This is a genomic window from Methylocystis parvus, from assembly GCF_049675845.1.
Taxonomy (GTDB): domain Bacteria; phylum Pseudomonadota; class Alphaproteobacteria; order Rhizobiales; family Beijerinckiaceae; genus Methylocystis; species Methylocystis parvus_A.
Window position 1 is genome coordinate 758,707 of record NZ_CP187161.1, and the last position, 23,888, is coordinate 782,594.

Consider the following 23,888-nt stretch of genomic DNA (forward strand, 5'->3'; position numbering starts at 1 on the left):
ATCGCCGCATTTTACTTTTCACGCCCGCGGGCCAAGCGCTCCGCCCGGGGGCTGTTAGCTCGGGCGAAAGGCCCCGTCAGCTTCAACGTCTCAATCGTTACGCGAGGGCTCGGACGCCTGCAAGTAGGCGCTTGATTTTGAACAAGGTTTTGTCGAAAAATTCTGCAACAAAGGCCTTGAAATGGGCAGAGCGCGCCCTTCCGTGGGCAGAATTGCGGCTCAAAGGCGGTGGGCGGCGATAAAAAGTTGGAACGCCCGGCTGCGCAGGGACGCGGGGGGGCCGGGCGCGCCGATGAACGCGCTATGCGCGCTTGCGCTTCTTGTCCAAATCCAGCGTCAGCGACTTGCCCACGATATGCTCGCTGCGCCCGATAACGTGCGCGCTGGAGCCGACAATGAGCGGATCGGGACCGCGCACGACGCTGTGGTCCTTGTTGGGATATTCGAGGCTCGACAGGAAGTGCTGCATGCAGTTGAGACGCGCGCGCTTCTTGTCGTCCGATTTGATCACGACCCAGGGCGCGTCCGCCGTGTCCGTGAAGAAGAACATCGCCTCCTTCGCCTCGGTGTAGTCGTCCCATTTATCCATGGAGGCGCGGTCGATGGGCGAGAGCTTCCACTGCTTCAACGGATCGGTCTCGCGCGCATTGAAGCGGCGCATCTGCTCCTCGCGCGTAACGGAGAACCAGTATTTGTAGAGGCGGACGCCGGAGCTCACGAACATGCGCTCCAGATCGGGACACTGGCGCATGAAATCGAGATATTCGTTGGGGGTGCAAAAGCCCATGACGCGCTCGACGCCGGCGCGGTTATACCAGGAGCGGTCGAAGAAGACGATTTCGCCGCCGGACGGCAAGTGCTCGATATAGCGCTGGAAATACCACTGGGTGCGTTCGCGCTCGGAGGGTTTCTCCAGCGCGACGACGCGGGCGGCGCGCGGATTCAGATGCTCCATGTAGCGCTTGATCGTGCCGCCCTTGCCCGCCGCGTCGCGGCCCTCGAAGAGCATGACGATGCGTTGGCCGGTTTCCTTCACCCAGCTCTGAGCCTTCAGCAGTTCGACCTGCAAGGCCTCCATATGGTCGAGGTAGACCTTGTTGGAGAGCCGAGACTTGTAGGGGAATTCTCCCGTCTCGAAAGCGTGCCGAATGGCCTCCGAATCGGTGCGAAGACGGCGGGGATCGCCGCGGCGGGTCTCCGCCGGCTCTTCCGCGAACGCCCCGCCTTCGGCCTCGGTCGCCCCGGCGCCCATCTTCTCCAGCGCCTCGACCGCCTCGGCGCTGATCACGTTCTCGGTGTCTTCCATCAGGTTTCCTTCGGCAAACAGCCAGCGCCGGGGGCCGCCGCCCTCAACCTCGCGCTGACGGGGCGGGAGATTGCGCGCCCGAGTCCGAGCCGGCAATGCCGCATATCGACGCGCCGGCAAACATATGCGCGCGGCTGATTGCCACGGCCCGCGCCCCTCCCTATAGTCCGCCGCCAAAACAGGGGCGGGTTGTCCCAAAAACACGAACAGGGAACCGGAAATCATGCTCGAGGGCCTGCGCGTCGCATCGCAGAACTGGATCGGCCGCACCATCATGGCGGTTGTGATGGGCGTCATTGTCGTCAGTTTCGCGATTTGGGGCGTCGGCGACGTCTTCCGCGGCATGACCGCCCAGCGCCTGGCCAAGGTCGGCCATAGCGAGGTGACGGTCGAACAGTTCCGCAGCGCTTTCCAGAACGATCTTCGCCGGATCCAGCAGCGCCTGCGCCGCGCCGTCACCGCCGAGGAGGCGCACAAGGCCGGCATGGACCTGCAGGTTATGGAGCGTCTGATCACCGACGTCGCCCTCGACGAGAAAGCGCGTCAGCTCGGCCTCGCCACCAGCGACGAGGCCGCCCAGCGCATGATCGCCAATGAAAAGGCGTTCCAGACGGCCGGCAAGTTCGACGCGGAGAAATTCAAGGCCATCGCCCGCGACGCCGGCTTCACCGAGCGTAGCTTCGTGGCGGACCAGAAGCTTGCCTATCTGCGCAAGACCCTCACCGACCTCGTGATCAGCGGCGTTGAGCCGCCGAAGCTGATGATCGAGGCGATCCATCGCTTCCGCAACGAGGCCCGCTCGGTCGACTATTTCATTCTGGCGACCTCGGCCGCCGGCGCCGGCGCGACCCCCTCGGACGAAGAGCTGAAGAAATATTTCGATGATCGCGAGCAGACCTTCCGCGCGAAGGAATACCGCAAGATCACTGTGCTCGAAGTGAGCCCCGGCACCGTCGCGAAGCCGGCCGACGTCACCGACGCGGACGCCCGCAAGCTCTATGACGAGGTGAAGGCCAAGCGCTTCGGCACGCCCGAGAAGCGCGAAGTCCGCCAGCTCGTCTTCAAGACCGAGAAGGAAGCGCAGGACGCGCTCGCCAAGCTGAAGGGCGGGGCCGATGTGGACGCCCTCGCCGCCGAGCTGAAGCGCAATCCGAAGGATGTGGACCTCGGCTTCGTCGAGCAGCGCGACTTCGGCGACGCCAAGGTCGGCGCCGCCGTCTTCGCCCTGCCCCAGCCCGGCGTCGCGGAGCCCGTTAGCACGGCATTCGGCACGGTCATCTCGGTCGTCAAGAAGATTTCGCCCGCGATCACCACGAAGACTTATGAGCAGGTCGCCGACCAGCTCAAGGCCGAGGTCGCCCAGGGCAAGGCCACGCCGGAAGTGCGCCGCCTGCATGAGGCGGTCGAGGATCAGCGCGCCTCCGGCAAGCCGCTCGCAGAAGCGGCCGCCGCCGCTGGTCTCAAGACGCGCACGATCGAGGCCGTCGACGACGCGGGCAATGGCAAGGACGGCAAGCCACTCGACGTTCCCGCCGGCGCCGATCTCTTGAAGGCCGCCTTCGCCTCGGACATCGGCGTGGACAATGAGACTGTCGCGACGCGCGACGGCGGCTATGTCTGGTTCGAAGTCAACGGCGTCGAGCCCGCCCGCCAGAAGACCTTCCAGGAAGTGAAGGGCGCAGTGGCTGAAGCCATGCGCGCCGAGAACGCCCAGAAGGCGCTCGCGACCAAGGCCGACGAGATCGTCGCCAAGATCAAGGGCGGCCAGTCCATCGACGACGCCGCCAAGGCCGTCGGGGCCGAGGTGAAGCGCGCGACCGACGTGAAGCGCGCGCAGCGCCCGGACCTTGCGACAAACACGATCGTGCAGTTCTTCGAAGTCGCTCCCGGCGGCTCCGGCTCGGTTTCGGTCGACGGCGGCAAACTGATTTTCGTCGTCAAGGACGCGCAAACGCCTGCTTTTGACCCGAACTCCATCGAGTCGAAGACGATCGCCGAGCAGCTCAAGCCCGCGCTGCAGAACGACCTCCTCGAGCAATATGTCGGCGGCCTCGAAAAGGCGCTCAATGTCGAGATCAACGAGAAGGCGCTGCGCCAAGCGACCGGAGTGGAAAAGGACTAGTGACCGCCGCCATGTTCGAGCCTGACTTCGGGGCCTTCGGCGCCGATTACGACGCCGGCCGGCCGACGCTCGTCGTGACTCGCCTTGTCGGCGATCTGGAGACTCCGGTCTCGGCCTATCTGAAGCTGTCGCGCGACCGCGACGGCTCCGCCTTTCTGCTAGAATCAGTCGAAGGCGGCGCCGCTCGCGGCCGCTACTCCATGATTGGGCTCGACCCGGACGTGATTTTCCGCGCCGTCGGCGACAAAGCGGAAATCAACCGCGACGCGCTGACGAACAGGAACGCCTTCACCCCTTGCGACGCGCCGCCGCTGGTTGCGCTGCGCGAGCTCATCGCCGAGTCGGCGATCCCCGCGACGGCGACGCATCTGCCGCCCATGGCGGCCGGCGTCTTCGGCTATCTGGGCTATGACATGGTGCGCCAGATGGAGCGGCTGGCGCCGGCGAAGGAAGACAAGATCGGCGTGCCGGACGCGCTGATGCTGCGGCCGACCGTGATGGTCGTCTTCGACACGGTGAAGGATGAAATCTCCATCGTGACGCCCGTGCGCCCGAAGCCGGGCGTCACGGCCAAGGCGGCTTACGAGGCGGCGCTGGCGCGTCTCGACAGGATCGTCGCGACGCTCGAGGCGCCTCTCGACCATCGCGACGCGGGCTGCGATCCGCAGCTCCTGGCGCAGGAGCCAGTCTCCAACACGCCGAAGCCCCGTTTCCTCGAAATGGTGGAGCGCGCGAAGGAATATATCCGCGCGGGCGACATCTTTCAGGTCGTGCTCTCGCAGCGCTTCACCGCGCCCTTCGCCCTGCCCGCCTTCGCTCTTTATCGCGCGCTGCGCCGCGTGAATCCGGCGCCTTTCCTCTGCTTCCTCGATTTCGGCGGCTTCCAGATCGTCTGTTCGAGCCCCGAAATTCTGGTGCGCGTCGCAGAGGGCAAGGTCACGATCCGTCCCATCGCCGGCACGCGCTGGCGCGGCGCCGACAAGGCGGCCGATGAGCGGCTGGCCGCCGAGCTTCTCGCCGACGAGAAGGAGCGCGCCGAACATCTCATGCTGCTCGATCTCGGGCGCAACGACGTGGGCCGCGTCGCGAAGACCGGCACGGTTCGCGTCACCGACAGCTTCACCATCGAGCGCTACAGCCACGTGATGCACATTGTCTCGAACGTCGAAGGCGAGCTGGACGCCAACCGCTTCGACTGCATCGACGCGCTGGCGGCGGGTTTCCCGGCGGGCACGGTTTCCGGCGCGCCCAAGGTGCGCGCGATGGAGATCATCGACGAGCTCGAAACCGACAAGCGCGGCATTTATGGCGGCTGCATCGGCTATTTCGGCTCGGGCGGACAGATGGACACCTGCATCGTGCTGCGCACGGCCATCGTCAAGGACGGCAAGATGCATGTGCAGGCGGGCGCCGGCGTCGTCTATGACAGCGAGCCGGAATATGAAAATCGGGAATGCGTGAATAAATCCATGGCGCTCTTCCGCGCCGCGGAGGAAGCCGTTAGATTCGCCGCTCGCGCGCGGCGCGGCCAATAGGGCGCTCGTCCCCGCTAAGGACCGTTAATGGCCGACCCCACCATTTACGACGACGGCGACGACCCTTACCGGCCGATCCGCGTCGGCGATCCCGGCCCCGCGGGCGACGCGGCGAAATGGGGCATGCTGCTCTCGCGCTTCATGCGCATCGTGGCGCTGTTCTGGCTCCTGCAGGGGCTGATGCATTGGCGCATCGTCCTAACGGCGCAGCAGTCGATCTTCGACACCATGCCGCAGAACGCCGCCTTCGCGGTCATCTTCTTCGCGGTGCTGGATCTCGTGGCGGGCGTCGGCCTGTGGCTCGCGACGCCCTGGGGCGGCGTGTTGTGGCTCCTGATCGCGAGCGCCCAGATCTTCCTCACCCTCAGCATGCCGGGCTTCTTCGTCGGCGGCTACTGGCTGATCGGCGTCAACGCCGTTCTCATCCTGATGTATTTCGCGCTGACCTTCGAGGCCGGCCGCGACGTGGACAGCCAGCGCCTGCGCGAGCGCCGGCGGCGCAAGTTAAACGCGCGCGTTCGCGCTGCGGCCGCGCCGCCGCCCCCTCCGCCGCCAGCCGCGAAATAATTCTTACGAGACACGCGCGAGCTGATCGAGCAGCGCGTCGCGGGCCTCGGCGATGCGGCGGTAGTCTTCGCTGCTACCCCCTGCGTCGGGATGCGCACGCTTGGCGCGTCGCCGAAAAGCAGCGTTGATCGCCGGTGGGTCGAGCGCGCCTTCCAAAGGCAAGTCCAGCGCTTCACGATGGGATACGTCGTCGTCGCCAATTGCTAAGCGAAGCTGGAAGGCCGCCCGCTTCCTGCGCCCCTCCACGCGAAGCTCGACCTGATCCTCCTGCCATCTTTGGCGAGACATGACGAGGCATTCGCCGAAAGCGATCCGCCCGAGCGTTTCGAGGTCATCGAGGCTGAACGGCCCGACGACATCGTAAGGCGGCGCGAGCCATGCGCTCCTGCCGCCTTCGCCGCCATCGATCCGGCCCAGCGCCGCTATGACGAGGACGCCCAGCGAGCCGTTCCAGACGACCCATTCCTCTTTGTCCGCCATGCGACGCCTTGATGCATGGGCCGGCGCGCCTTCCTGTCGGAAACCTTTCGCGCAAACCGGTCCGACGCGCCTCCATGCATGTTCGACGCCAACGGCCACATCAAATGGCCGCCGCCGCCCGCTCCCGGACGACGGAAAGCGGCTCGTCGACGAGAAGCTCGCCGTTGCGATAGACAGGCCTCAAGACATTTTCGCCGCCGCCGATGGGCTCGAAACGGTCAGGATCGACCGAAACCGTCCGGTAACCCTGATCCTTCACCAGCCCCAGCAGACCGCGCTTCGATCTCTTGCCGTGGTCCGTCACAGGGTCCTTGTAAACGTCCCGCCACGCGCCGCCGATTTCCGCCGCGCTGGTCTTGTAAGCGAATTTCTGCGTGTCGCGGTCGAGCCGCTGCAACAGCGCGCCGCCCATGCCGAAGGCGACATTCTCGGCGCTGAAACCGTCGCGAACGACGCGGGCGAGCATCGCCTTGATGCTCTCGGGATTGACGCCGTCTCCCTGAATGACGCGGACGTTGCGCAGCACCTTGTAGCCCTTGGAATTGACGTTAAAGCCGAAGCGCGCCGCGAGCAGCTCCAGCGTCTTCGCAACGATCGTCTCCGGATCGCCGCTGTCGGGACGCACGACCAGCGTCGCGCCGCTTTCGACGACCTTCTCGCGCAGCGTCTCGCCCCAGAGGCGCTCGACCGCGGCGAAGATGTCGTAGCTGTCCGAGACGCAGGCGAAGATTTTCCCGGGCCTGCCGAACTGCGCGATCATATTGGCGTAGGCGTCGACCTCCCCTTCCCGGCCCCAGGCCGTAATCGTGCTGTGTTCGGCCGCCGGGATGGAGAAGCCCGCCATCGGCTCGTGATAAAATTCCCGCGCCGCAAGCAGCGCCGCGAGCGTGTCGGTTCCCTTGAAACTGACGAGATGCGCAAGACCGCCAAGGGCCGCGCTTTCGTAACTCGATACGCCGCGCGCGCCGAAGTCGTGCAGCTTGAAGGGCAGCTCGGCCAATGGATTGTCCGCGGTCTGTTCGAGCGCCGCCTTGATCGACCGGCGCACCTGACAGCTGATCGTCGCGACCGTGACCGGATACCAGACGCGCAGCAACGCGGTTTCGGCATAGGACGTCAGCCAGAAGAAATCCGGGTCCGTGTTCACGACGCTCATCATGGCGTTGTGAACGGGAATGACGCTCCCCTCCGGCGCCGCTCGGATTTCCAGCGGCATCAACCCGCCATGCTTGTCGATGAGCTTGAGCCATCCCGCTTCGTTGAACGGCACGCCATGGGGCGCGAGGAGATCGCGCGCTTCCTCGACATGCGCGCGCGTGACGGGCGTCAGAAACTCCTGCTTCAGGATCGCCTGAAGGCCGAAGAAAAGCGTGCGGTCCCAAACGCCGCCGCGGCTCTCGACATAGGAGAAGACGCGCGTCGTCCCCGGCGGATATTGCAGGTAATGGCTGGTCTTGTAGCTGTCGGTGTTGAGGATCGGGTTGACCGTAAACATGGCGAAACTCCTTCGCGCGTGAGCCCGCTTCGGGGTCTTTCCCCTTTGGGGCGAACTGTTCAGTTCATTGCATGGCGCGCGTATCGCCGATGTGCGGAGCGGCACGCGCCAGCTTCCCTGAAAATTACTCAGGTAGGGTGTCCCGTCATTGCGAGCCGAAGGCGAAGCAATCCAAAGCAGCGACGCCCGTGCTGGTTAGCTTCGTCGCCCCGCTCCTCGCAATTGACGCAGCAGTTCACCACCCTGCCCCGAGAAAATGCTCGAGAATGAAGAAATGATCCTCGAACAGGCTCGCGCGCATGCCCTGCGCTTCCGAGATGGGAACCCACCGCGCACGCGCCGCATCGTCTGCTCCGCGAACGGACGGCAGTTCGCCGGATGGGAATTCGAAATAGAAAGCATGCGTAATGGTGCGTCCGCGCAGCGAACGATCCGGGTGATCGAATACGGCTTCGCTGCGAATGCTGCCGCGCAGCACAGGCGCGGGGATTTTCAGCCGCGTCTCCTCGCGCAATTCGCGCAGCGCCGCGTCGCGCAGCGTCTCGTCCTGCCCGACGAAGCCACCGGGCAAGGCCCATAATCCCCGCCCCGGCTGCGCCTTGCGCTTCACGAGCAACACATGGCCCGAATGCGCGACGACGGCGTCCACCGTGACGAAGACCGGCGCATAGGGCGCGCTGGCCCAGGCGGCGCGATAAGTTTCGATGTGTCGAAACTCGTCGAGCGTCTGCCGATAGGCTTCCGTCTTGCGGAAGGCGTCGATGATCTCGAACACAGGCGCCGGCACATTCGCCTCGAGGAGGCGCAACGCGCCGGGCTCTTCCGAGAAAAGCTGGCGCCGTAACTCGGTCGCCGACAACAACGGCACGCTCGTCGAGTCGACAAGCTCCCATTGCGGAAACGCCTTCAGATAATAGCTCGACGCGTCCTTGCTGAAGCCAAAGAGCGCGAACGATTTCGCCTCAGCCGCGACGCTCGCGACTTGAGCCTGCGCCTCGGAAAGCCAAGCGTTTTCATTATAGAGATGATCCCGCAAAGGCAGCGCCGTCACGCGGCGCGCCTCCTTGCCGAGCGCGGCCTGTATCATCAATGCGCGTTCGGCGAAGCTCCAGGGATTCTTGGCCGTGCGCGGCGCCTCCGCCGAGCCGACGAGCACGACGACACGCCCGGAGAGCGCGAGCGCGCGCTGCAGAATGGCGAGATGTCCGAGATGGAAGGGTTCGAAACGGCCGATGAAGACCGCGAGGTCGTAGCGTGTCATGAGGCTCCCTCATGCGATGGCGCGTCCGGTCCGCCCGGACGGATCGGCGATCCGCCGATATTGCAGAGCTTAGCGTATCCACAGCTTTTCACAAGGAGGAAGGATCAGCCTTTTTAATACCGCAGAGTCCCACTTATTAAATCCTGCGACAAATCTTAGCTAAACCTGCGAAACCTTTACGGCGGATTCAGTGTAAATCGATCGTTGCAATTTATCGGATGTTCACCGAAAGGCGGCAATCCTCGGTAAACATCGGATTCAGCCTGTTATTTAAACTCAAGTTCATTCGCGTCGGTCTAATTTGAACCCATCAAGCGATCAACGCGTCACACGAATAGACGATGGAGAAGAAGATGAGCGCCGTTACGAAGACCGCCCCCCAGCAGGCCCGCGTGGAACGCATCAGCGAGATTCGTCCCGTCTATCTGGAAGCCCTGACCCTGGTCGAGCGCCTTCACCGCCGCCTTCTCGACGTCATCAAGGACGAATTCGACCGTCGCGATCGCGGCGATGTCAACTCGGTCCAGGCCCTGCTGCTGTATAACATCGGCGACAAGGAGCTGACCGCGAGCGAGCTGCGCACCCGCGGCTATTATCTCGGCTCGAACGTTTCCTACAACGTCAAGAAGCTGGTCGAGATGGGCTATCTGCATCACGCCCGCTCGCGCCTCGACCGTCGCTCGGTCCGCATCAGCCTGACGCCCAAGGGCAAGGAAGTGCACGACATCGTTTCGCAGCTCTACGAGAAGCACGCCACGACGATCGAGCACATTGGCGGCGTCTCCTGCGATGAGTTCAAGAACCTCAACCAGTCGCTGACGCGTCTGGAGCGCTTCTGGACCGACCAGATCCGCTACCGCCTCTGATCCTTCCTTTCTTCTGTCGCAAACTTCGCCGGCCGCCGCCCTCGGGCGCGAGCCGGCGCTTTTGATTTAAGTCAGCCTAATCTGTTAAGCTCCCGAAGCGGCAAATCGAGCAAGCGAATTGGGGGCTTCATGTGCTGGAATTTGCCGGTTTCCGTCGGCATGACCGTAATTGGCGGCGGGGCGTCGGTCCTGGCGCGGCGCCGGGGCGCTCCCACCGCGATCTGGGTGGCGCTGGCGTTTTTCGCGTCGATGGAGGCGCTGCAGGCGGCGGGCTATCTCGTCATCAACGCCTGCGGGACGCCGGCAAACAGGGTGATAACCTTCCTGTCCTTCCTGCACATCGCGATACAACCCGCCTTTATCAACGCCATATCGCTGGAGCTGATCCCGGCTGAGCCCCGTCGGCGCCTTCAGTTCTGGGTCTATCTCGTCTGCGGCCTGTGCTCGGCCCTGACGCTGGCCCAGCTTTTGCCGATCGAATGGGCCGGCTCCTGCCGCATCCCGGAAACCATGTGCGGCCCGTCGCTCTGCACGCGATCCGGCGACTGGCATATCGCATGGGACATTCCTCTGAACGGCCTCGGGACCGGGATCGAGGATCTCATCGGCGCCAATTGGGGGCTGCCGTTTTACATGCTGGCGGTCTTCGTCATGCCGGTTATTTACGGCTCCTGGCGCTTCACGCTTTTCCATCTGCTTCTCGGCCCCGTCTTCGCCAATGCGCTGACAACGCAGAACAACGAGGTGCCGGCGATCTGGTGCCTGTTCTCCATCGGCATCGTCGTCCTGGCCTTCACGCCGCCACTGATGGACTGGTTCCGCGTGAAGACGTGGCCGCTCTGGCCGAGGAGCTGGGCGGCCGGATGACCGCCCTTCGCCGACGCGCTCTGGCCTAACCTCCTCCGAGCGCCTATTTCTTGAAAAGTTAATCACGTTTGGGGGCGCCATGCGCTGGTCCTTTACGCTCGGCACGTTCAAGGGAACCGCCGTGCGAATTCACGTCACCCTGCTGCTCTTCCTGGCATGGATCGGGATGGCCGCCTTCCAGCGCGGCGGCGCCGAGGCCGCGGGCCAGAGCGTGCTGTTCATCTCGGCCATCTTCCTCTGCGTCGTGCTGCACGAATTCGGGCATATCCTCACCGCCCGGCAATTCGGCATCGTCTCCCCGGAGGTGACGCTGCTGCCCATCGGCGGCGTGGCGGATATGGAGTCCATGCCGCAAAAGCCCTATCAGGAGTTGCTGATCGCCTTCGCCGGCCCGGCGGTGAATATCGTCATCGCCGCGATCCTCATCGCCGTCTCCGGCGCCTTCAACTTCGGAGACGCGGCCCATATCAGCGACCCCTCGATCAACATTTTCGAGCGGCTCGCGGCGACCAACGTCTTTCTCGCCGTCTTCAACCTCATCCCCGCTTTCCCCATGGATGGCGGCCGCGTGCTGCGCGCGGCGCTCGCCATGTGGCTCGGTCAGGGCAAGGCGACGCGCATCGCCGCCTCAATCGGGCAACTTTTCGCCTTCGTCCTAGGCTTCGCCGGTCTCTTCGGCCACCCGATGCTGCTCTTCATCGCCATCTTCGTCTACATGGCGGCGGCGGGCGAGGCGCAGATGACGACCATGGCCGAAGCCGCGCGGGGCCTCCCCGCCGTGGACGCCATGGAGCATCGCATCGCGACGCTCAACCGCGGCTCGACTGTGGGCGAGGCCGTCGACATTCTTCTCGCGACGTCGCAAGACGATTTTCCGGTCGTGGACCATGCCGGGCGGCCCGCCGGCCTTCTCTCCCGCGCCGAGATCGTCGAGGCGCTGCGCGTTTCAGATCCCGGCGCCCCGGTTGCGCCCTTCTCCAAAAAGGAAGTCCCGACCATCGGCTCCCATGAGACGATCGACGCCGCTCTGCCGATCCTCAACGCCGGCGACCCCGTTGGAGTCGTGGACGCCGAGGGGCGGCTTCTCGGGCTGCTTACGCGGCAGTCCCTCGCGGAGATCATGATGATCCGCGACGCGCGGCCGGACTGGCGGTTTCCGCGGCGGGAGATTGCGTCCTAGCAGCGCCCGAGCCGGGAAAGGTTGCCTAACGCCCCCTCCCGTCCTATTGGAAAATCAACTTACGCCGCGCCCCGCGCCCGCCTCGGAATCGTCATGTCCAACGTCACGCTGATCGACAATTACGACAGCTTCACCTTCAATCTGGTCCATTATTTCGGCCAGCTCGGGGCGAATGTCACCGTGCATCGCAACGACGCAGTTTCGGTCGCGGACGTGCTCGCCGAGGCGCCGGACGCCATCGTCCTCTCGCCCGGCCCCTGCACGCCGCACGAGGCTGGCATCTGCATGGACCTCATCAAGGCGGCTTCCGCGACGGTCCCAATCTTTGGCGTGTGCCTCGGGCACCAGTCGATCGGAGAGGTTTTCGGCGGCGAGGTGATCCGCGCGCCGCTGCCGATCCACGGCAAGATGGCGACGATCCTTCATCATGGCGACGCCGTCTTCCGCGGCATCGACGGCCCCTTCCAGGCGACGCGCTACCATTCGCTCGTCGTGAAGCGCGAGACGCTTCCCGCCTGCCTGCGCATCACCGCCGAGACACCCGACGGGCTGATCATGGCCCTGTCGCACAACGAGCTGCCCACGCATGGCGTGCAGTTCCACCCCGAAAGCATCACCTCGCAGCACGGCCACAAGATCCTGCAAAATTTCCTGGATCTTGCGGCGGAGTGGAACCAGGGACCCCGCGGACGGGCGAAGGCGGCGTAAGCCCCCACCCCAACCCTCCCCCGCTGACGCGGGAGAGGGAGCAAATCGTCGCCCTCATCCGGCAGCGCTGATCGTGAGCGTCCCCTCTCCCGCTCGCGGGGGAGGGACAGGGAGGGGGCAGCGGGCACGACCTTCGATGCAAGATTTCAAGCCCTATATCGCCGCTCTCGCCGAAGGCCATCCGCTGGCCCGCGAGGAAGCGCGCGCCGCCTTTTCCCTGATCTTCGAAGGGGCCGCGACGCAAGCCCAGCTCGGCGCTTTCCTCATGGGCCTGCGCATGCGCGGCGAGACGGTCGATGAAATCATCGGCGCCGTGGAGGCCATGCGCGCCGCCATGACGCCCGTGGAGGCGCCGCCGGGCGCCATCGACATTGTCGGAACGGGCGGCGACGGCGCGGGCACCTACAACATCTCGACGCTCGCCGCCATCATCGCCGCGGCCGCCGGCGCCACCGTCGCCAAACATGGCGGCAAGGCGTCCTCCTCCCGCTCCGGCGCCTCGGACGTGCTGGGCGAGCTCTGCGTGAAAGTGGGCATTTCCTCGGCCGCGGCGTCCGCCTGCCTGAAGAACGCCGGCATCTGCTTCATGGCCGGCCCGACGCACCACCCGGCTTTGCGGCACGCCGCCCCGGTCCGTGCGGAACTGGGCGTGCGGACGATCTTCAACCTGCTTGGCCCGCTCTGTAACCCGGCCCGGGTCGAGCGGCAGACCATCGGGGTCTATTCGCGCGACTGGTTGGCGCCGCTTGCGCTGGTCCTCCGGGAACTCGGCTCCCGGCGCGTCTGGCTGCTGCATGGCAGCGACGGGCTCGACGAGGCGACGACGACCGGCGTCACCCATGTCGTCGCGCTGGAGGACGGGGATATACGCGCGTTCGACATCGCGCCCGAGGACGCGGGCCTCCGTCGGGCGACGGCGCAGGAACTCGTCGGCGGCGACCCGGCCCACAACGCCAAGGCCCTGCGGGCCGTGCTGGCCGGAGAGAAAAACGCCTATCGCGACATCGCCGTGCTCAACGCCGCCATCGCCCTGATCGTGGCCGAGCGCGCCGCGGACATTGGCGAGGGCGCACGTCTCGCAGCGGCGGCGCTGGACAGCGGCGCGGCGGCGGAAAAGCTGGAGGCGCTGGTTCGGCGCTCCAACGCCGAGGGGTGAGGGCGCGGCGCCGGCGCGACTTTCTGTGGGATAGGCTTGCAGCCCCCGATCCGCTATTCATCTAGCTGAATCATCGGCGGCGCGCGGCGCGCTTCCTTCAGGCGAACGACATGACCGACATTCTCGACCGAATTGAAGCCTATAAGCGCACCGAAATCTCGGAGGCCAAGGTGCGCATGCCGCTCGCCACGCTTCAGCGCAATGTGCGGGACCACGATCCGCCGCGCGGCTTCGTTCACGCGATCGAGGCCAAACTTAACGAACGCAGGATCGCGCTGATCGCGGAGGTCAAAAAGGCTTCTCCCTCCAAGGGGATCATCCGGGAGGACTTCGATCCGCCCAAACTCGCCCGCGCCTATGAGAAAGCCGGCGCCGCCTGCCTCTCGGTCCTGACCGACGGCCCCTCCTTCAAGGGCAAGCTCGAAGACCTCGAGGCCGCCCGCAAGGCGACCCATCTCCCCGCGATCCGCAAGGATTTCCTCTTCGACCCCTACCAGGTCTACGAGGCGCGCGCTTATGGCGCCGACTGCATCCTCATCATCATGGCCGCCGTGAGCGACGAGGAAGCGAAAGCCCTCAACACCGCCGCGCATGATTTGCAGATGGACGTCCTCGTCGAAGTCCATAATGAGCGCGAGCTGGATCGCGCCCTCGCGCTGGAGACGAAGCTCATCGGCATCAACAACCGCAATCTGCATGACTTCTCGGTTGCGCTCGAAACGAGCGAGCGTCTCGCCGAGAAGGCGCCGCGCGACAAGATCATCGTCGCCGAAAGCGGCATCATGACCCACGAAGACTGCCTGCGGCTGGAGAAGTCGCACATCTTCACCTTCCTTGTCGGCGAGAGCCTGATGCGCCAGCAGGACGTGGAGGCGGCGACGCGCAAGCTGCTGAACGGCTGAGCGCCTCCTTTTTGCAATCCATAAGCGCCGATCTCACGTTTAGTCGAGATCGGCGTTTTATTTGCTGGGTCTTGTTCTTTGAAAAACAAGACAAATCCAGATTTATCCACCGATTGCGCAGCAATCTTCGGCGTCCCCGCCAGATTGAATTAAGCCTTTAATGACAACATCAGGTCATCTCTGGCTTGGCCATATTCCTCCAAAGGTTGCACATGTCATCGAGACTGGGATTCGACGCGAGTGACGCCAGGGTAAAGCTTCACAACAAGGTGCGCGTCGACCTCGACGGCCGCTTCATGCTGCCTTCGAAACAGGAATATTCGTGCCAGGTTCAGGAGATGTCGACAGGCGAGATGCTGATCGCTTGCGAGCTGACGCCGCCGCTCGGCGCGCCGCTGATCATCTATCTCCCCGCACTCGGCCGTCTCGAAGGGACGGTCGAGCGTCATGAGACCGAGGGCTTCGTGGTCGCCTTGAGCCTTCCGCCGCTCAAGCACAGGAAGATCGCCGAGCTTCTCGTCTGGTACGCCAACCGCAACGCCTTCGATGTGGCCGAAAACCGCCGCCACAAACGCTTCGTCCCCCTCACGCAATTGACCACGCTGCGCCTTCCCAACGGCAAGGAATGCATGGCGCGGATCAACGACGTTTCCGCATCTGGCGTGAGCGTCACAGTCAATCTGAAGACGACGCTTCTCGTCGGCAGCACCCTGTTCGTGGGCAGCAAGAAGGCGACGGTGCTCCGCCTCAAGGAGGGAGGCTTCGTCGCCGAATTCGAGGAAGATTTCGAGGAAGGCTCGATCGACGAGACAATCATTCTGTAAAGGCGCAATTGCACAGCTAATTGTTTGCTCCGGAAAGCGAGCTGGCGCACCTATGGATCGCTGATGTCCGTATAACTTGGCCTTGCGGACTCTTGTCACAGGCCCCGCAAAAGCGCAAAAGCGCCCGCATGACTAAGCTCACCCATCTCTCGGCAAGCGGCGACGCCCACATGGTCGACGTCTCCGCCAAGGCGGACACGAAGCGCGTCGCGCGCGCTCGGGGCCGCGTGGTGATGGCGCCGGAGACTTTGGCGCTCGCCGTCGCCGGGCAGGCGAAGAAGGGCGACGTCTTCGGCGTCGCGCGTATCGCCGCAATCATGGCGGCCAAGAAGACGAGCGACCTCATCCCGCTCTGCCATCCCCTGCCCCTTTCCAACGTGAGCGTCGAGATCACGCCCGACGAAGCGCTACCGGGACTTCGCGTCGAAGTCGAAGCCGGCGTCACGGGCAAGACGGGCGTGGAAATGGAAGCCCTGACCGCCGTCTCGGTCGCCTGCCTCACCATCTACGACATGCTCAAGGCCGTCGACCGCGCCATGCGCATCGAGGGCGTGGAGCTTGTCGCCAAGGAAGGCGGCAAGAGCGGCGACTGGCGGCGGGAAGATTAGCGCAACCAATGTAACCGTCATTGCGAGCGAAGCGAAGCAATCCATCCCAGGGAGCCCTGGCTTGCTTCATTCGCTCCGCTCCTCACAGTGACGAGGGAGGTCTGGTTCGATATGTCCGAGAATAAACTCCTTCCCGTCGACGACGCCCTTGCGCGCGTACTGGCCGGCGCCGCGCGACTCGGCGAGGAGGACGTCACCCTCGCCGCAGCGCGCGGCCGCACTCTCTCGCGCGACCTCGTTGCGAAGCGCACCCAGCCGCCGGTCGACGTCTCGGCCATGGACGGCTACGCCGTCCGCGCCGCCGATCTTGCGAGCGGCCCGGTAAGGCTCGTTGGCGAGAGCGCCGCCGGCCACGGCTATGAGGCGGCGCTGAAACCCGGCGAGACCGTGCGCATCTTCACCGGCGCGCCCGTGCCGGCGGGCGCCGACGCCATTTTGTTGCAGGAGGACGCGGAGGTTGCGGATGGCGATGTCCGCCTGAAGCCCGGCGCCAAGGCTGGCGATCACATCCGCGCGAAAGGGCTCGATTTCAGCGAAGGCGCCGCGGCGCTCTTTGCCGGGACGTGGCTCGGTTTCGCCGAGCTGGCCCTCGCCGCCGCCATGAACCATGCGACCCTGCCCGTCGCGCACCGACCGCGCGTGGCGCTCCTCGCCTCGGGCGACGAACTCGTCCTGCCGGGCGCGGAGCCCGGCCCCTCGCAGATCATCGCCTGCAACAGCTTCGCCGTGGGCGCCATTGCGCAAGAAGCAGGCGCGGAGGTGATCGACCTCGGCGTTTTCCGCGACGACCTCGCGGAGCTCGAACGCGGAATCACGCTTGCGCGCGAAGCGAAGGCCGACATTCTCGTCACGCTGGGCGGCGCCTCCGTCGGCGACCACGATTTGCTGAAGCCCGCCCTCGCGCGTCAGGGGATGACGCTGGATTTCTGGAAGATCGCCATGCGCCCCGGCAAGCCGCTCATCTCCGGCCGGCTGGGCGACGCGCATATTCTCGGCCTGCCCGGCAATCCGGTCGCCTCGATCGTCTGCGCGCTCGTGTTTCTGGCGCCGCTGGTCCGGGCGCTGCAGGGCGATCCCACAGCCGGCGCCGACCGGACGGAAACCGCCATCGCCGGCGCGGACCTGCCCGCCAATAAAGGCCGCCGCGATTATATGCGCGCGATGCTGGCGAAAGACGCCGAGGGCCGCCTCGTCGCGACGCCGATGCCGATGCAGGATTCGTCGCTGCTGACCGAGTTGGCGCAATCGCAGGCGCTGCTCATCCGGGAGCCGGGCGACGCCCCGCTGCCGGCGGGCTCCCCCTGCCGGATATGGCGGTTGCCGAGATAGAGCGGCCTGCGGCCCTCCCCGCCCGTGACTTTGGCGCTGCAACATGGCAAAGAAGCGCGGTCATTCGATAGAGAGTCGCGCAACGGGAGCCCTGCCCATGTCCGTCATCGATTCCGTTCGCAAAGTCCTCGTGCCGATCCATCCCGAGGGCTATGTTTTCATCGCCGTCTTCGCCGTCGCGGCCTTCGTGCTCGACTGGATATCGCCGACGCTCGGCTGGATCGGCTTCATCGCCACCGCCTGGTGCGTCTATTTCTTCCGCGATCCGCCGCGCGTCACGCCCTTGCGAGACGGTCTCGTCGTGTCGCCGGCCGACGGCGTCGTCTGCTCGATCGGCTTCTTCCTGCCGCCGCCGGAACTCGGCATGGGCGCCGAGCCGCTGCAGCGCATCTCCGTCTTCATGAGCGTCTTCGACTGCCACGTGAACCGGATGCCGGTCACGGGCCGCATCACGAAGATCGCCTACAAGCCCGGCCTCTTCGTCAACGCAGACCTCGACAAGGCGAGCGAGGACAATGAGCGCAACGGCCTCGTCATCGAGACGCCGCGCGGCCGCTTCGGCGTGGTGCAGATCGCGGGCCTCGTCGCGCGCCGCATCGTCTGCTTCGTGAAGGAAGGCGAGAGCCTCGGCGTGGGCGAGCGCTTCGGCCTCATCCGCTTCGGTTCGCGCGTCGACGTCTACATGCCGTCATCCGCCCGCGCCATGGTGGCGGTCGGCACGCGCGCCGTCGCCGGCGAGACCGTTCTCGCGGACCTGACGGCCGACGCGCCGACACTGACCTTCAAGAGCGGCTGAGGCCAAAGAGCATGAGCGACGATCAGGGTTTCCAGCTTTCGCCTCCCGAACTGCGGCGTCTGCGCTTCCGCAACATCCCGCTGCGCGTGGTGCTGCCCAATCTCGTGACGCTGCTCGCGCTCTGCATGGGCCTCACGGCGATCCGATACGCCATTGAGGAAGATTTCGTGAAGGCCGTCACCGCCGTCATGGCGGCGGCGGTGCTGGACGGCCTCGACGGCCGCCTCGCCCGCGCCATCAAGGGCACGTCGCGCTTCGGCGCCGAGCTCGATTCGCTTGCGGACTTCATCGACTTCGGCATCGCGCCGGGCCTGCTGCTCTATCTGTGGAGCCTGCACGAGATCAAGGGTCTCGGCTGGTTCGCCGTTCTCGCCTTCGCCATCGCCGCGGCGCTGCGCCTCGCCCGCTTCAACGTGATGATCGACGATCCCGGCAAGCCCGCCTGGCATGCCGAATTCTTCGTCGGCATGCCGGCGCCCGCCGGCGCCGTGACGGTGTTGCTGCCTCTTTATCTGCACTTCTCGGCTTTGGAGCTGCCGGCCTCCAAGGCCTTCGTGCCGTTTTACATCTTGTATGTGCTGGGCATCGCCTTCCTGATGGCGAGCACGATCCCGCATTTCTCCGGCAAGCGCATCGGCCGCATCCCGCGCGACCTCGTCATCCCGGTGCTGTTCGGCGTCGGCGTGACGGCGTTACTGCTGGCGATCTATCCGATGGAGCTGCTGGCGGTGGTGAGCATCGCCTTTCTCGCTTTGATCCCCTTCAGCGTGAAGCGGTATAACGCGCTGGCGAAGACGGAAACCGAGAAGGCCGGCGGGGCCTAGCGCGCGACCCGCCACCCAATGCGGAAATCTCGACGGCTGCGCATCTCTGCCGGCCCGAGGCCGGTGAGCTCGACGCCGTGAACCTCTTCCCGCTTAGGTTGCACCGCATTTCTACGCCGGCCCGCCGCACGCCCGGTTTACGACGGTGAGGCAGGCCGCCATGGGCTCTCAAGACAAAGCATAACCCCGGTTGTTTGGGCGACTTGAGAGGAAAACAACGAAGGCCTCTTAGATAGTCAAAAGCTTAGCCTTATCGAAGCACCGGCAAACCCTTTGGAAGATTTGGCGAAAATCTCCTTCTCTTCAGATAGTACTCATACAAATCAAAATACGGCAGATTTAGGCGCAAATTGTCGCAGATCAGATTGTCGCATTGCACGACACATTAGTCAGCGCTCATATACCTCCAGTTGAGGCGGTCGCTCCAGAATCGAGACGTTTGAAGGCTCTCCAGCGAACTGCGATCAACGCCAAAGCAATTAAGAGTTAGATGGAGCGCATTTATGCGAATTTCTAAGAACGGCGCGAGGAGCGCCAGCGTGCTGAAGGCGGCGCTGATGATTGGCGTCGCGATTCCGGCAATGGGCGGCGCCGCCTCAGGGGCCACGTGGCAGATGGTCGTGAACAATGGGGTCGTTGCGCCCCAATCGGTGACACAACCCAAGACCCCCTACTTTTTCAGCTACAATCAACCGGCGATCAACACCGCGGGTCAGGTCGTGTTCCGCGCTCGCGCAAAACCGCTGACGCTCGAAGGCCAAGGCGGCGGCGGCGGCGAGCCGGTACGCGGCGTTTACACGGCGCTGGGGACCGGCGGCCTTGCTGGGGGCATCCGAATTGTCGCTGACAATCTGGGCGTTCTCGTCCCCCAGCCCAACACGACCGGCGCTCAATTCATCGAATTCCCTTCCACGCCGCGCGCCGACGCGTTGTCGGCCACGGTCGCAACCCGCGGTCAGTCCCAGCCGGTCGTGACCCTTTCCGACGGAACGAAGGTCGGAACCTCGGGCGTGTATTTGCGCGTCGGCGGCGACACTACGGAGGCTGCTCCGGCGCTCGTGACGGGCGCGAGCCTGGTCGGCAATGTCCCGGCTTACTCTTACTTCTCCGTGCCGACTGAAGCGCCGGGCACCAAGTTCGACCAATTCCCCGGTTCGCCGTCTCCTGTCGCAGGCATCGCCGTCTTCAAAGGCAATTACACTGTCGACGGTGTGGGCAAGACCGGCGTCTTTTTGCGGAACACGAAGGGCGGCACCCAGCCGGTCAAGCTCATCGTAAAGAGCGGGATGCCAATCCCCGACGCTCCCGGCAAGGTTTTTGGCTCGGCCGCTCCGCCCAGCGCGGCGACGAATACGTTGGGAGTGAAAAAGGTCGTCTTCGCGGGCTTCGACAATGAGGAAGCGCCGACCGCGGGCGGCATCTACATCACCAAGCTTGCGGATGCGACCTATCTGCGCGCGCTCGCCGCCATCGGCACGCAGGTGCCGACCATGCCGGCAGGCACGACCTTCAACAAGTTCGGCGAAGGACTGTCATTCGAAGGGCGCTTCGTGACCTTCTGGGGCGCGTGGGGTTCGGAGACGAAAATCGTTCACAAGGACTGCCCTGCCGACGGCAATAAGGATCTGATCGCCTACTGCCTGCAGCAATACCCCAGCGGCGCGGACCTGCCTGTGCCGGTGAATCAGGGCATCTTTCTGGTCGATGTGCAGACGAGCGTAATCACCCTGATCGCCAAGACCAACGCAGACGGATTCACCGACTTCCTGTACTGGACCTATTCGGGCAAGCCGCCGGGAAGCTCTGGAGAAGCCGAAGACGCGGAGCCGCCGCGCTGGCGTTCTTCCGCCTTCACCGCGGTGACGACGAACTCGATGGTGTTCAAGGGCCAAAAGGGCGCCGTCGACGGGCTGTATGCGCGAAACGCCAATTCATCGACCATCATTCGCGTCCTAGACACGACGATGGACGGGCGCAGCGTCGATCCCGCCGCTCCTATTGGTTCACTCGTCTCCGCGATCGGCGTCGAGCGCGATGGTTTCCGTGGAAGCAAGGTCGCGATCACCGCGAGCATGCTGAACGCGGCGACGACGGCGAGCTGGGCCGGCATTTACGTCCATGACTGCGGAGCCACTTGCTCGAGCTGGTGAGCGCGTCACTTCGCTTTTTGGCCGGGGGCGGATTTTCCGCTCCCGGCTTTTTTATCGCCCCGCCACCGGCGGGAGCGGCGAGCTCTCCACCTTTTGCACGACCGGCGGAGGCGGCGGAGGGGTTTGGGTCACGTTTGTCGTCCCCGCGACCTCATCGCCCCTGAAATCCGGGATGGCCATCTTGTCCGCGTCGCCCGCGCGCGGGGCCGCGATATGGGCGCCGATCTTGCGCACCACGTCGGGGGCCTCGGCGAAGGCGCCATGGCCGATGTAATCCGTCGAGAAGGACGAGATGTCGTGAACGGCGACGCCGAGCCGGTCCAGCTCGGCCTTATCCTCGGGCTTGGATGGGTCCATCGCCCCGAGCCGCTGGCGATCGCCGGCGATGCGCGAGGAGAGCGCGAGCGCCCGGTCGTTATTGTTGACGAAGATCGAGACGCGGTGCGGATCGACCCGCGCGACCTGCTGGCGGAACACGTTCAGGTCGATGTCGGGATTGGCGAGCATGACCTCGCCGAGCTTGCCGTCCAGATCTGGATGCCCCGCCTGAGCGACGCCGCGCAGCGTCTCCATGGTGAGCCATGAGCCCATCGAATGCGCGAGGATATGGACGCGCCCCACCCCCGGCGTTTTTGCGAGCGAAAGCACGACTTTCTCCAGCGCATCGCGCGAGACCGTCGCGGCCTCCTTGTCGGATTCATAGTTGAACAGGCCGCCGCGCGAGTTCCACGAAAATAGCGCGGGGACGCCGGAAAAGCCGCCATCGGCGACGATCTGCGCGAGACGGAAACGCGCCTCGTCATGACTGGTGTTGAAGCCGTGCACATAAAGTAGAATGTCGCGCGAACTGCCGACGCGGCCCGATACGTGAGACGCGATCTCGCCGTAGAACTCGTCCTCGTCCATGCCGCGCTTCGAGAGGACCGCGAAATGACGGCTCTTGTCGGCGGAGCCGAAGCTCGGCCGCTCGACAGCGCCGGGGCGATGGTTCTGTGGGACGCCGATGGCGGTAAGCGAGAAATGCGGACTTCCGTCGTCCCTCGCGCCCTCCCCGCGCCGCGTCGAGGCGACGAAGAGCGGCACACGGTTGGGCTCGCCCTGCGATCCCGCAACAAATGAACTGGCGTTGGAGATATGGCCGTCCACCGCGCGCATGCCGTCGGAGACGCAGCTCGAGAGCAGCGTCGCGGCGAGGATGGCGGTCAGTGTCAGCGAAGCGTTGCGCAATTGGTTGTCCAGCGCGGCCGGGATTTTTTACCCGCCTCGCGTAGCGAAGCCGCCCGGCCGGCCCCTGTTCTTACCGGAGAAAGCGACCAAAACGGGGCGGCCCTTCGGCGCCGCACACTGAAAAGTTGAATCCTTGGGTAAACAACAAGCAAATTTGCCGCACTTGCGCGGCCGCGCCGACGGTGCATAGTGCGCGCCAATCAAAACAATAACAGGGGAAACGGCGCTCCCTCGGAGCCGCCGGGAAACGCGATGCGGATCAGGATTTTGGGCTCGGGCGCCGGCGGCGGTTTCCCGCAGTGGAACTGCAATTGCGCCAATTGCCGCGCGGTGCGCGCGGGCGCGCCGGGCTTTTCGCCGCGCACGCAGTCCTCCCTCGCCGTCTCCGCCGACGGCGTCAATTGGGTGCTTCTCAACGCCTCTCCTGACCTGCGCGAGCAGATCGCCGCGGCGCCCGATCTTGCCCCGGCCGAGGGCGCTCCCGTGCGCGCAAGCCCGATCAAGGCGGTCGCTCTGACCAATGGCGACGTGGACCACGTCGCCGGTCTGTTGAATCTGCGCGAGGCGCAGCCTTTCAGCGTCTATGCGGCCGGCCGCGTCCTGCAGGCGCTGGGCGCCAATCCGATCTTCACGATCCTGCAAACGCAGCTCGTGCCGCGCATCGAATTGCGCATGGACGAGACGATCCCGCTCAAAGGCGCCGGCGTCGATCTCGGCCTCGCCATCCGCGCCTTCCCCGTGCCGGGCAAGATCGCGCTCTATCTCGAAGACAAGAACGCGCCGAATTTCGGCACCAGCGCGGGCGACACTCTCGGCCTCGAAATCAGCGAGCCGAAGACCGGCAAATCCTTCTTCTACATTCCCGGCTGCGCGAAAGTGGACGAGCCGCTCGCCAACCGCCTGCGCGGCGCATCGCTCGTCTTCTTCGACGGCACGCTGTTCCATGAGAACGAGATGATCGAGCAGGGCCTGATGGGCAAGACCGGCTCGCGCATGGGACACATCAATATGAGCGGCGAGGACGGCTCCATCGCCGCCTTCGCGCCCCTGGGCGTTGCGCGCAAAATTTATGTGCACATCAATAATTCGAATCCGGTTCTCAATGCGAATTCCCATGAACATGCAGCCGTGCGGGCCGCTGGCTGGGAAGTCGGGGTGGACGGCATGGAGGTGACGCTATGAACTTGAAGAGCAATTTCAGCCTTGTGAGCCTGCTCGTTTTGGCTTTCACCACCGGCGCCCTCGCCTCGACCGCGTCGCAACGCGAATATAAGCGCGGCTACGCAGACTGCTCCGCCGGCCGTTGGGATCAGGAACAGCATGGCGCATCCTACAAGAAGGGTTGTGACGCCGCCGAGGCGAAGAAAAATTCGGGAGGCGCCGCGACGCCCGACGCGAGCCAGGCGGCCCCTGCGGAAAAGCCCTTCATGGACGCCAGCGTGCCCGCGAAGGACAAGCAGGCTTGCGTGCGCGCAGTCAAGAAGCAGACGCATAATCCCAAGGTCGTCGTCATCGGCGCGGTGTCGTCCGAGGCGAACAATACAGTCACTCTCGGCGTCGGCCCGGAAAAGGCGCCGTGGCGCTGCCTTGTAAAGCGCGGCAAGGTTTCCGACGTCATGTCGCAGACCAATGAAGGCGCTCTGTAATTGAGCCAAGCGGCGGCGCTCGCGCCGCCGCCCCAGACG

Annotated in this window: 22 protein-coding genes; 17 read left to right on the plus strand and 5 right to left on the minus strand. The window is 64.8% G+C overall.

Annotation, left to right across the window (positions count from 1 at the left end; all coding sequences use genetic code 11):
* Window positions 1-301: 301 nt before the first annotated feature.
* Complete coding sequence (ppk2, locus tag ACPFMJ_RS04125; protein WP_424362594.1) at window positions 302-1,306, minus strand: polyphosphate kinase 2; 1,005 nt, start codon at window positions 1,304-1,306, stop codon at window positions 302-304.
* 223 nt (window positions 1,307-1,529) lie between these two features.
* On the opposite strand from ppk2, the gene ACPFMJ_RS04130 reads away from it, so the two are divergent.
* The 3 genes from ACPFMJ_RS04130 to ACPFMJ_RS04140 are packed head-to-tail and all read left to right on the plus strand — an operon-like array spanning window position 1,530 to window position 5,530.
* Complete coding sequence (locus tag ACPFMJ_RS04130; RefSeq protein WP_424362595.1) at window positions 1,530-3,428, plus strand: SurA N-terminal domain-containing protein; 1,899 nt, start codon at window positions 1,530-1,532, stop codon at window positions 3,426-3,428.
* A gap of 11 nt (window positions 3,429-3,439) precedes the next feature.
* Window positions 3,440-4,963: an anthranilate synthase component I gene (gene trpE, locus ACPFMJ_RS04135; RefSeq protein ID WP_424362596.1), complete on the plus strand. Its 1,524-nt coding sequence runs from the start codon at window positions 3,440-3,442 to the stop codon at window positions 4,961-4,963.
* Between the two features lie 27 nt (window positions 4,964-4,990).
* Window positions 4,991-5,530 carry a DUF6163 family protein gene (locus ACPFMJ_RS04140; protein WP_424362597.1) on the plus strand — a complete coding sequence of 180 codons (540 nt, stop codon included), beginning with the start codon at window positions 4,991-4,993 and terminating at the stop codon, window positions 5,528-5,530.
* A 3-nt stretch (window positions 5,531-5,533) separates the two neighbouring features.
* On the opposite strand, the gene ACPFMJ_RS04145 is transcribed toward ACPFMJ_RS04140, so the two are convergent.
* The 3 genes from ACPFMJ_RS04145 to ACPFMJ_RS04155 form a co-directional block, all read right to left on the minus strand.
* Window positions 5,534-6,010 (minus strand): J domain-containing protein, encoded by a 477-nt coding sequence (locus tag ACPFMJ_RS04145; protein ID WP_424362598.1) that lies wholly within the window; start codon window positions 6,008-6,010, stop codon window positions 5,534-5,536.
* Between the two features lie 100 nt (window positions 6,011-6,110).
* Window positions 6,111-7,505, minus strand: coding sequence for a nicotinate phosphoribosyltransferase (locus ACPFMJ_RS04150; protein WP_424362599.1), 1,395 nt, complete (start codon window positions 7,503-7,505; stop codon window positions 6,111-6,113).
* 235 nt (window positions 7,506-7,740) lie between these two features.
* The gene (locus ACPFMJ_RS04155; protein WP_424362600.1) at window positions 7,741-8,766 is read right to left on the minus strand and encodes a bifunctional nicotinamide-nucleotide adenylyltransferase/Nudix hydroxylase; all 1,026 of its coding nucleotides are present in this window, start codon (window positions 8,764-8,766) and stop codon (window positions 7,741-7,743) included.
* Window positions 8,767-9,119: 353 nt separating this feature from the next.
* On the opposite strand from ACPFMJ_RS04155, the gene ldtR reads away from it, so the two are divergent.
* From ldtR to ACPFMJ_RS04215, 12 genes are all read left to right on the plus strand, one after another.
* Complete coding sequence (ldtR, locus tag ACPFMJ_RS04160) at window positions 9,120-9,632, plus strand: transcriptional regulator LdtR (RefSeq protein ID WP_424362601.1); 513 nt, start codon at window positions 9,120-9,122, stop codon at window positions 9,630-9,632.
* 129 nt (window positions 9,633-9,761) lie between these two features.
* Window positions 9,762-10,499 carry a DUF5765 domain-containing protein gene (locus ACPFMJ_RS04165; RefSeq protein WP_424362602.1) on the plus strand — a complete coding sequence of 246 codons (738 nt, stop codon included), beginning with the start codon at window positions 9,762-9,764 and terminating at the stop codon, window positions 10,497-10,499.
* Between the two features lie 79 nt (window positions 10,500-10,578).
* Window positions 10,579-11,679 (plus strand): site-2 protease family protein, encoded by a 1,101-nt coding sequence (locus ACPFMJ_RS04170; RefSeq protein WP_424362603.1) that lies wholly within the window; start codon window positions 10,579-10,581, stop codon window positions 11,677-11,679.
* A 93-nt stretch (window positions 11,680-11,772) separates the two neighbouring features.
* The gene (locus tag ACPFMJ_RS04175; RefSeq protein WP_424362604.1) at window positions 11,773-12,387 is read left to right on the plus strand and encodes an anthranilate synthase component II; all 615 of its coding nucleotides are present in this window, start codon (window positions 11,773-11,775) and stop codon (window positions 12,385-12,387) included.
* A 136-nt stretch (window positions 12,388-12,523) separates the two neighbouring features.
* Window positions 12,524-13,543: an anthranilate phosphoribosyltransferase gene (gene trpD, locus ACPFMJ_RS04180; protein WP_424362605.1), complete on the plus strand. Its 1,020-nt coding sequence runs from the start codon at window positions 12,524-12,526 to the stop codon at window positions 13,541-13,543.
* Between the two features lie 110 nt (window positions 13,544-13,653).
* Entirely contained in the window at window positions 13,654-14,445 is a 792-nt protein-coding gene (gene trpC, locus ACPFMJ_RS04185) for an indole-3-glycerol phosphate synthase TrpC (protein WP_424362606.1), read from the plus strand.
* Window positions 14,446-14,657: 212 nt separating this feature from the next.
* Window positions 14,658-15,269, plus strand: coding sequence for a PilZ domain-containing protein (locus tag ACPFMJ_RS04190; protein WP_424362607.1), 612 nt, complete (start codon window positions 14,658-14,660; stop codon window positions 15,267-15,269).
* A gap of 128 nt (window positions 15,270-15,397) precedes the next feature.
* On the plus strand, window positions 15,398-15,877 hold the full coding sequence (moaC, locus tag ACPFMJ_RS04195; protein ID WP_424362608.1) for a cyclic pyranopterin monophosphate synthase MoaC: 480 nt from the start codon (window positions 15,398-15,400) through the stop codon (window positions 15,875-15,877).
* Window positions 15,878-15,988: 111 nt separating this feature from the next.
* Complete coding sequence (gene glp, locus ACPFMJ_RS04200) at window positions 15,989-17,206, plus strand: gephyrin-like molybdotransferase Glp (protein WP_424362609.1); 1,218 nt, start codon at window positions 15,989-15,991, stop codon at window positions 17,204-17,206.
* A 97-nt stretch (window positions 17,207-17,303) separates the two neighbouring features.
* Entirely contained in the window at window positions 17,304-18,002 is a 699-nt protein-coding gene (locus ACPFMJ_RS04205; protein WP_424362610.1) for a phosphatidylserine decarboxylase, read from the plus strand.
* 11 nt (window positions 18,003-18,013) lie between these two features.
* Window positions 18,014-18,826 carry a CDP-alcohol phosphatidyltransferase family protein gene (locus ACPFMJ_RS04210; RefSeq protein WP_424362611.1) on the plus strand — a complete coding sequence of 271 codons (813 nt, stop codon included), beginning with the start codon at window positions 18,014-18,016 and terminating at the stop codon, window positions 18,824-18,826.
* A 503-nt stretch (window positions 18,827-19,329) separates the two neighbouring features.
* Window positions 19,330-20,976: a hypothetical protein gene (locus ACPFMJ_RS04215; RefSeq protein WP_424362612.1), complete on the plus strand. Its 1,647-nt coding sequence runs from the start codon at window positions 19,330-19,332 to the stop codon at window positions 20,974-20,976.
* A gap of 51 nt (window positions 20,977-21,027) precedes the next feature.
* On the opposite strand, the gene ACPFMJ_RS04220 is transcribed toward ACPFMJ_RS04215, so the two are convergent.
* Window positions 21,028-22,203 carry an alpha/beta hydrolase gene (locus ACPFMJ_RS04220; RefSeq protein WP_424362613.1) on the minus strand — a complete coding sequence of 392 codons (1,176 nt, stop codon included), beginning with the start codon at window positions 22,201-22,203 and terminating at the stop codon, window positions 21,028-21,030.
* Window positions 22,204-22,455: 252 nt separating this feature from the next.
* Between ACPFMJ_RS04220 and pqqB the strand changes: the two genes are divergently transcribed.
* Entirely contained in the window at window positions 22,456-23,385 is a 930-nt protein-coding gene (pqqB, locus tag ACPFMJ_RS04225; protein ID WP_424362614.1) for a pyrroloquinoline quinone biosynthesis protein PqqB, read from the plus strand.
* Complete coding sequence (locus tag ACPFMJ_RS04230; protein ID WP_424362615.1) at window positions 23,382-23,849, plus strand: hypothetical protein; 468 nt, start codon at window positions 23,382-23,384, stop codon at window positions 23,847-23,849. The genes pqqB and ACPFMJ_RS04230 overlap by 4 nt, the downstream gene beginning before the upstream one ends.
* Window positions 23,850-23,888: the final 39 nt, after the last annotated feature.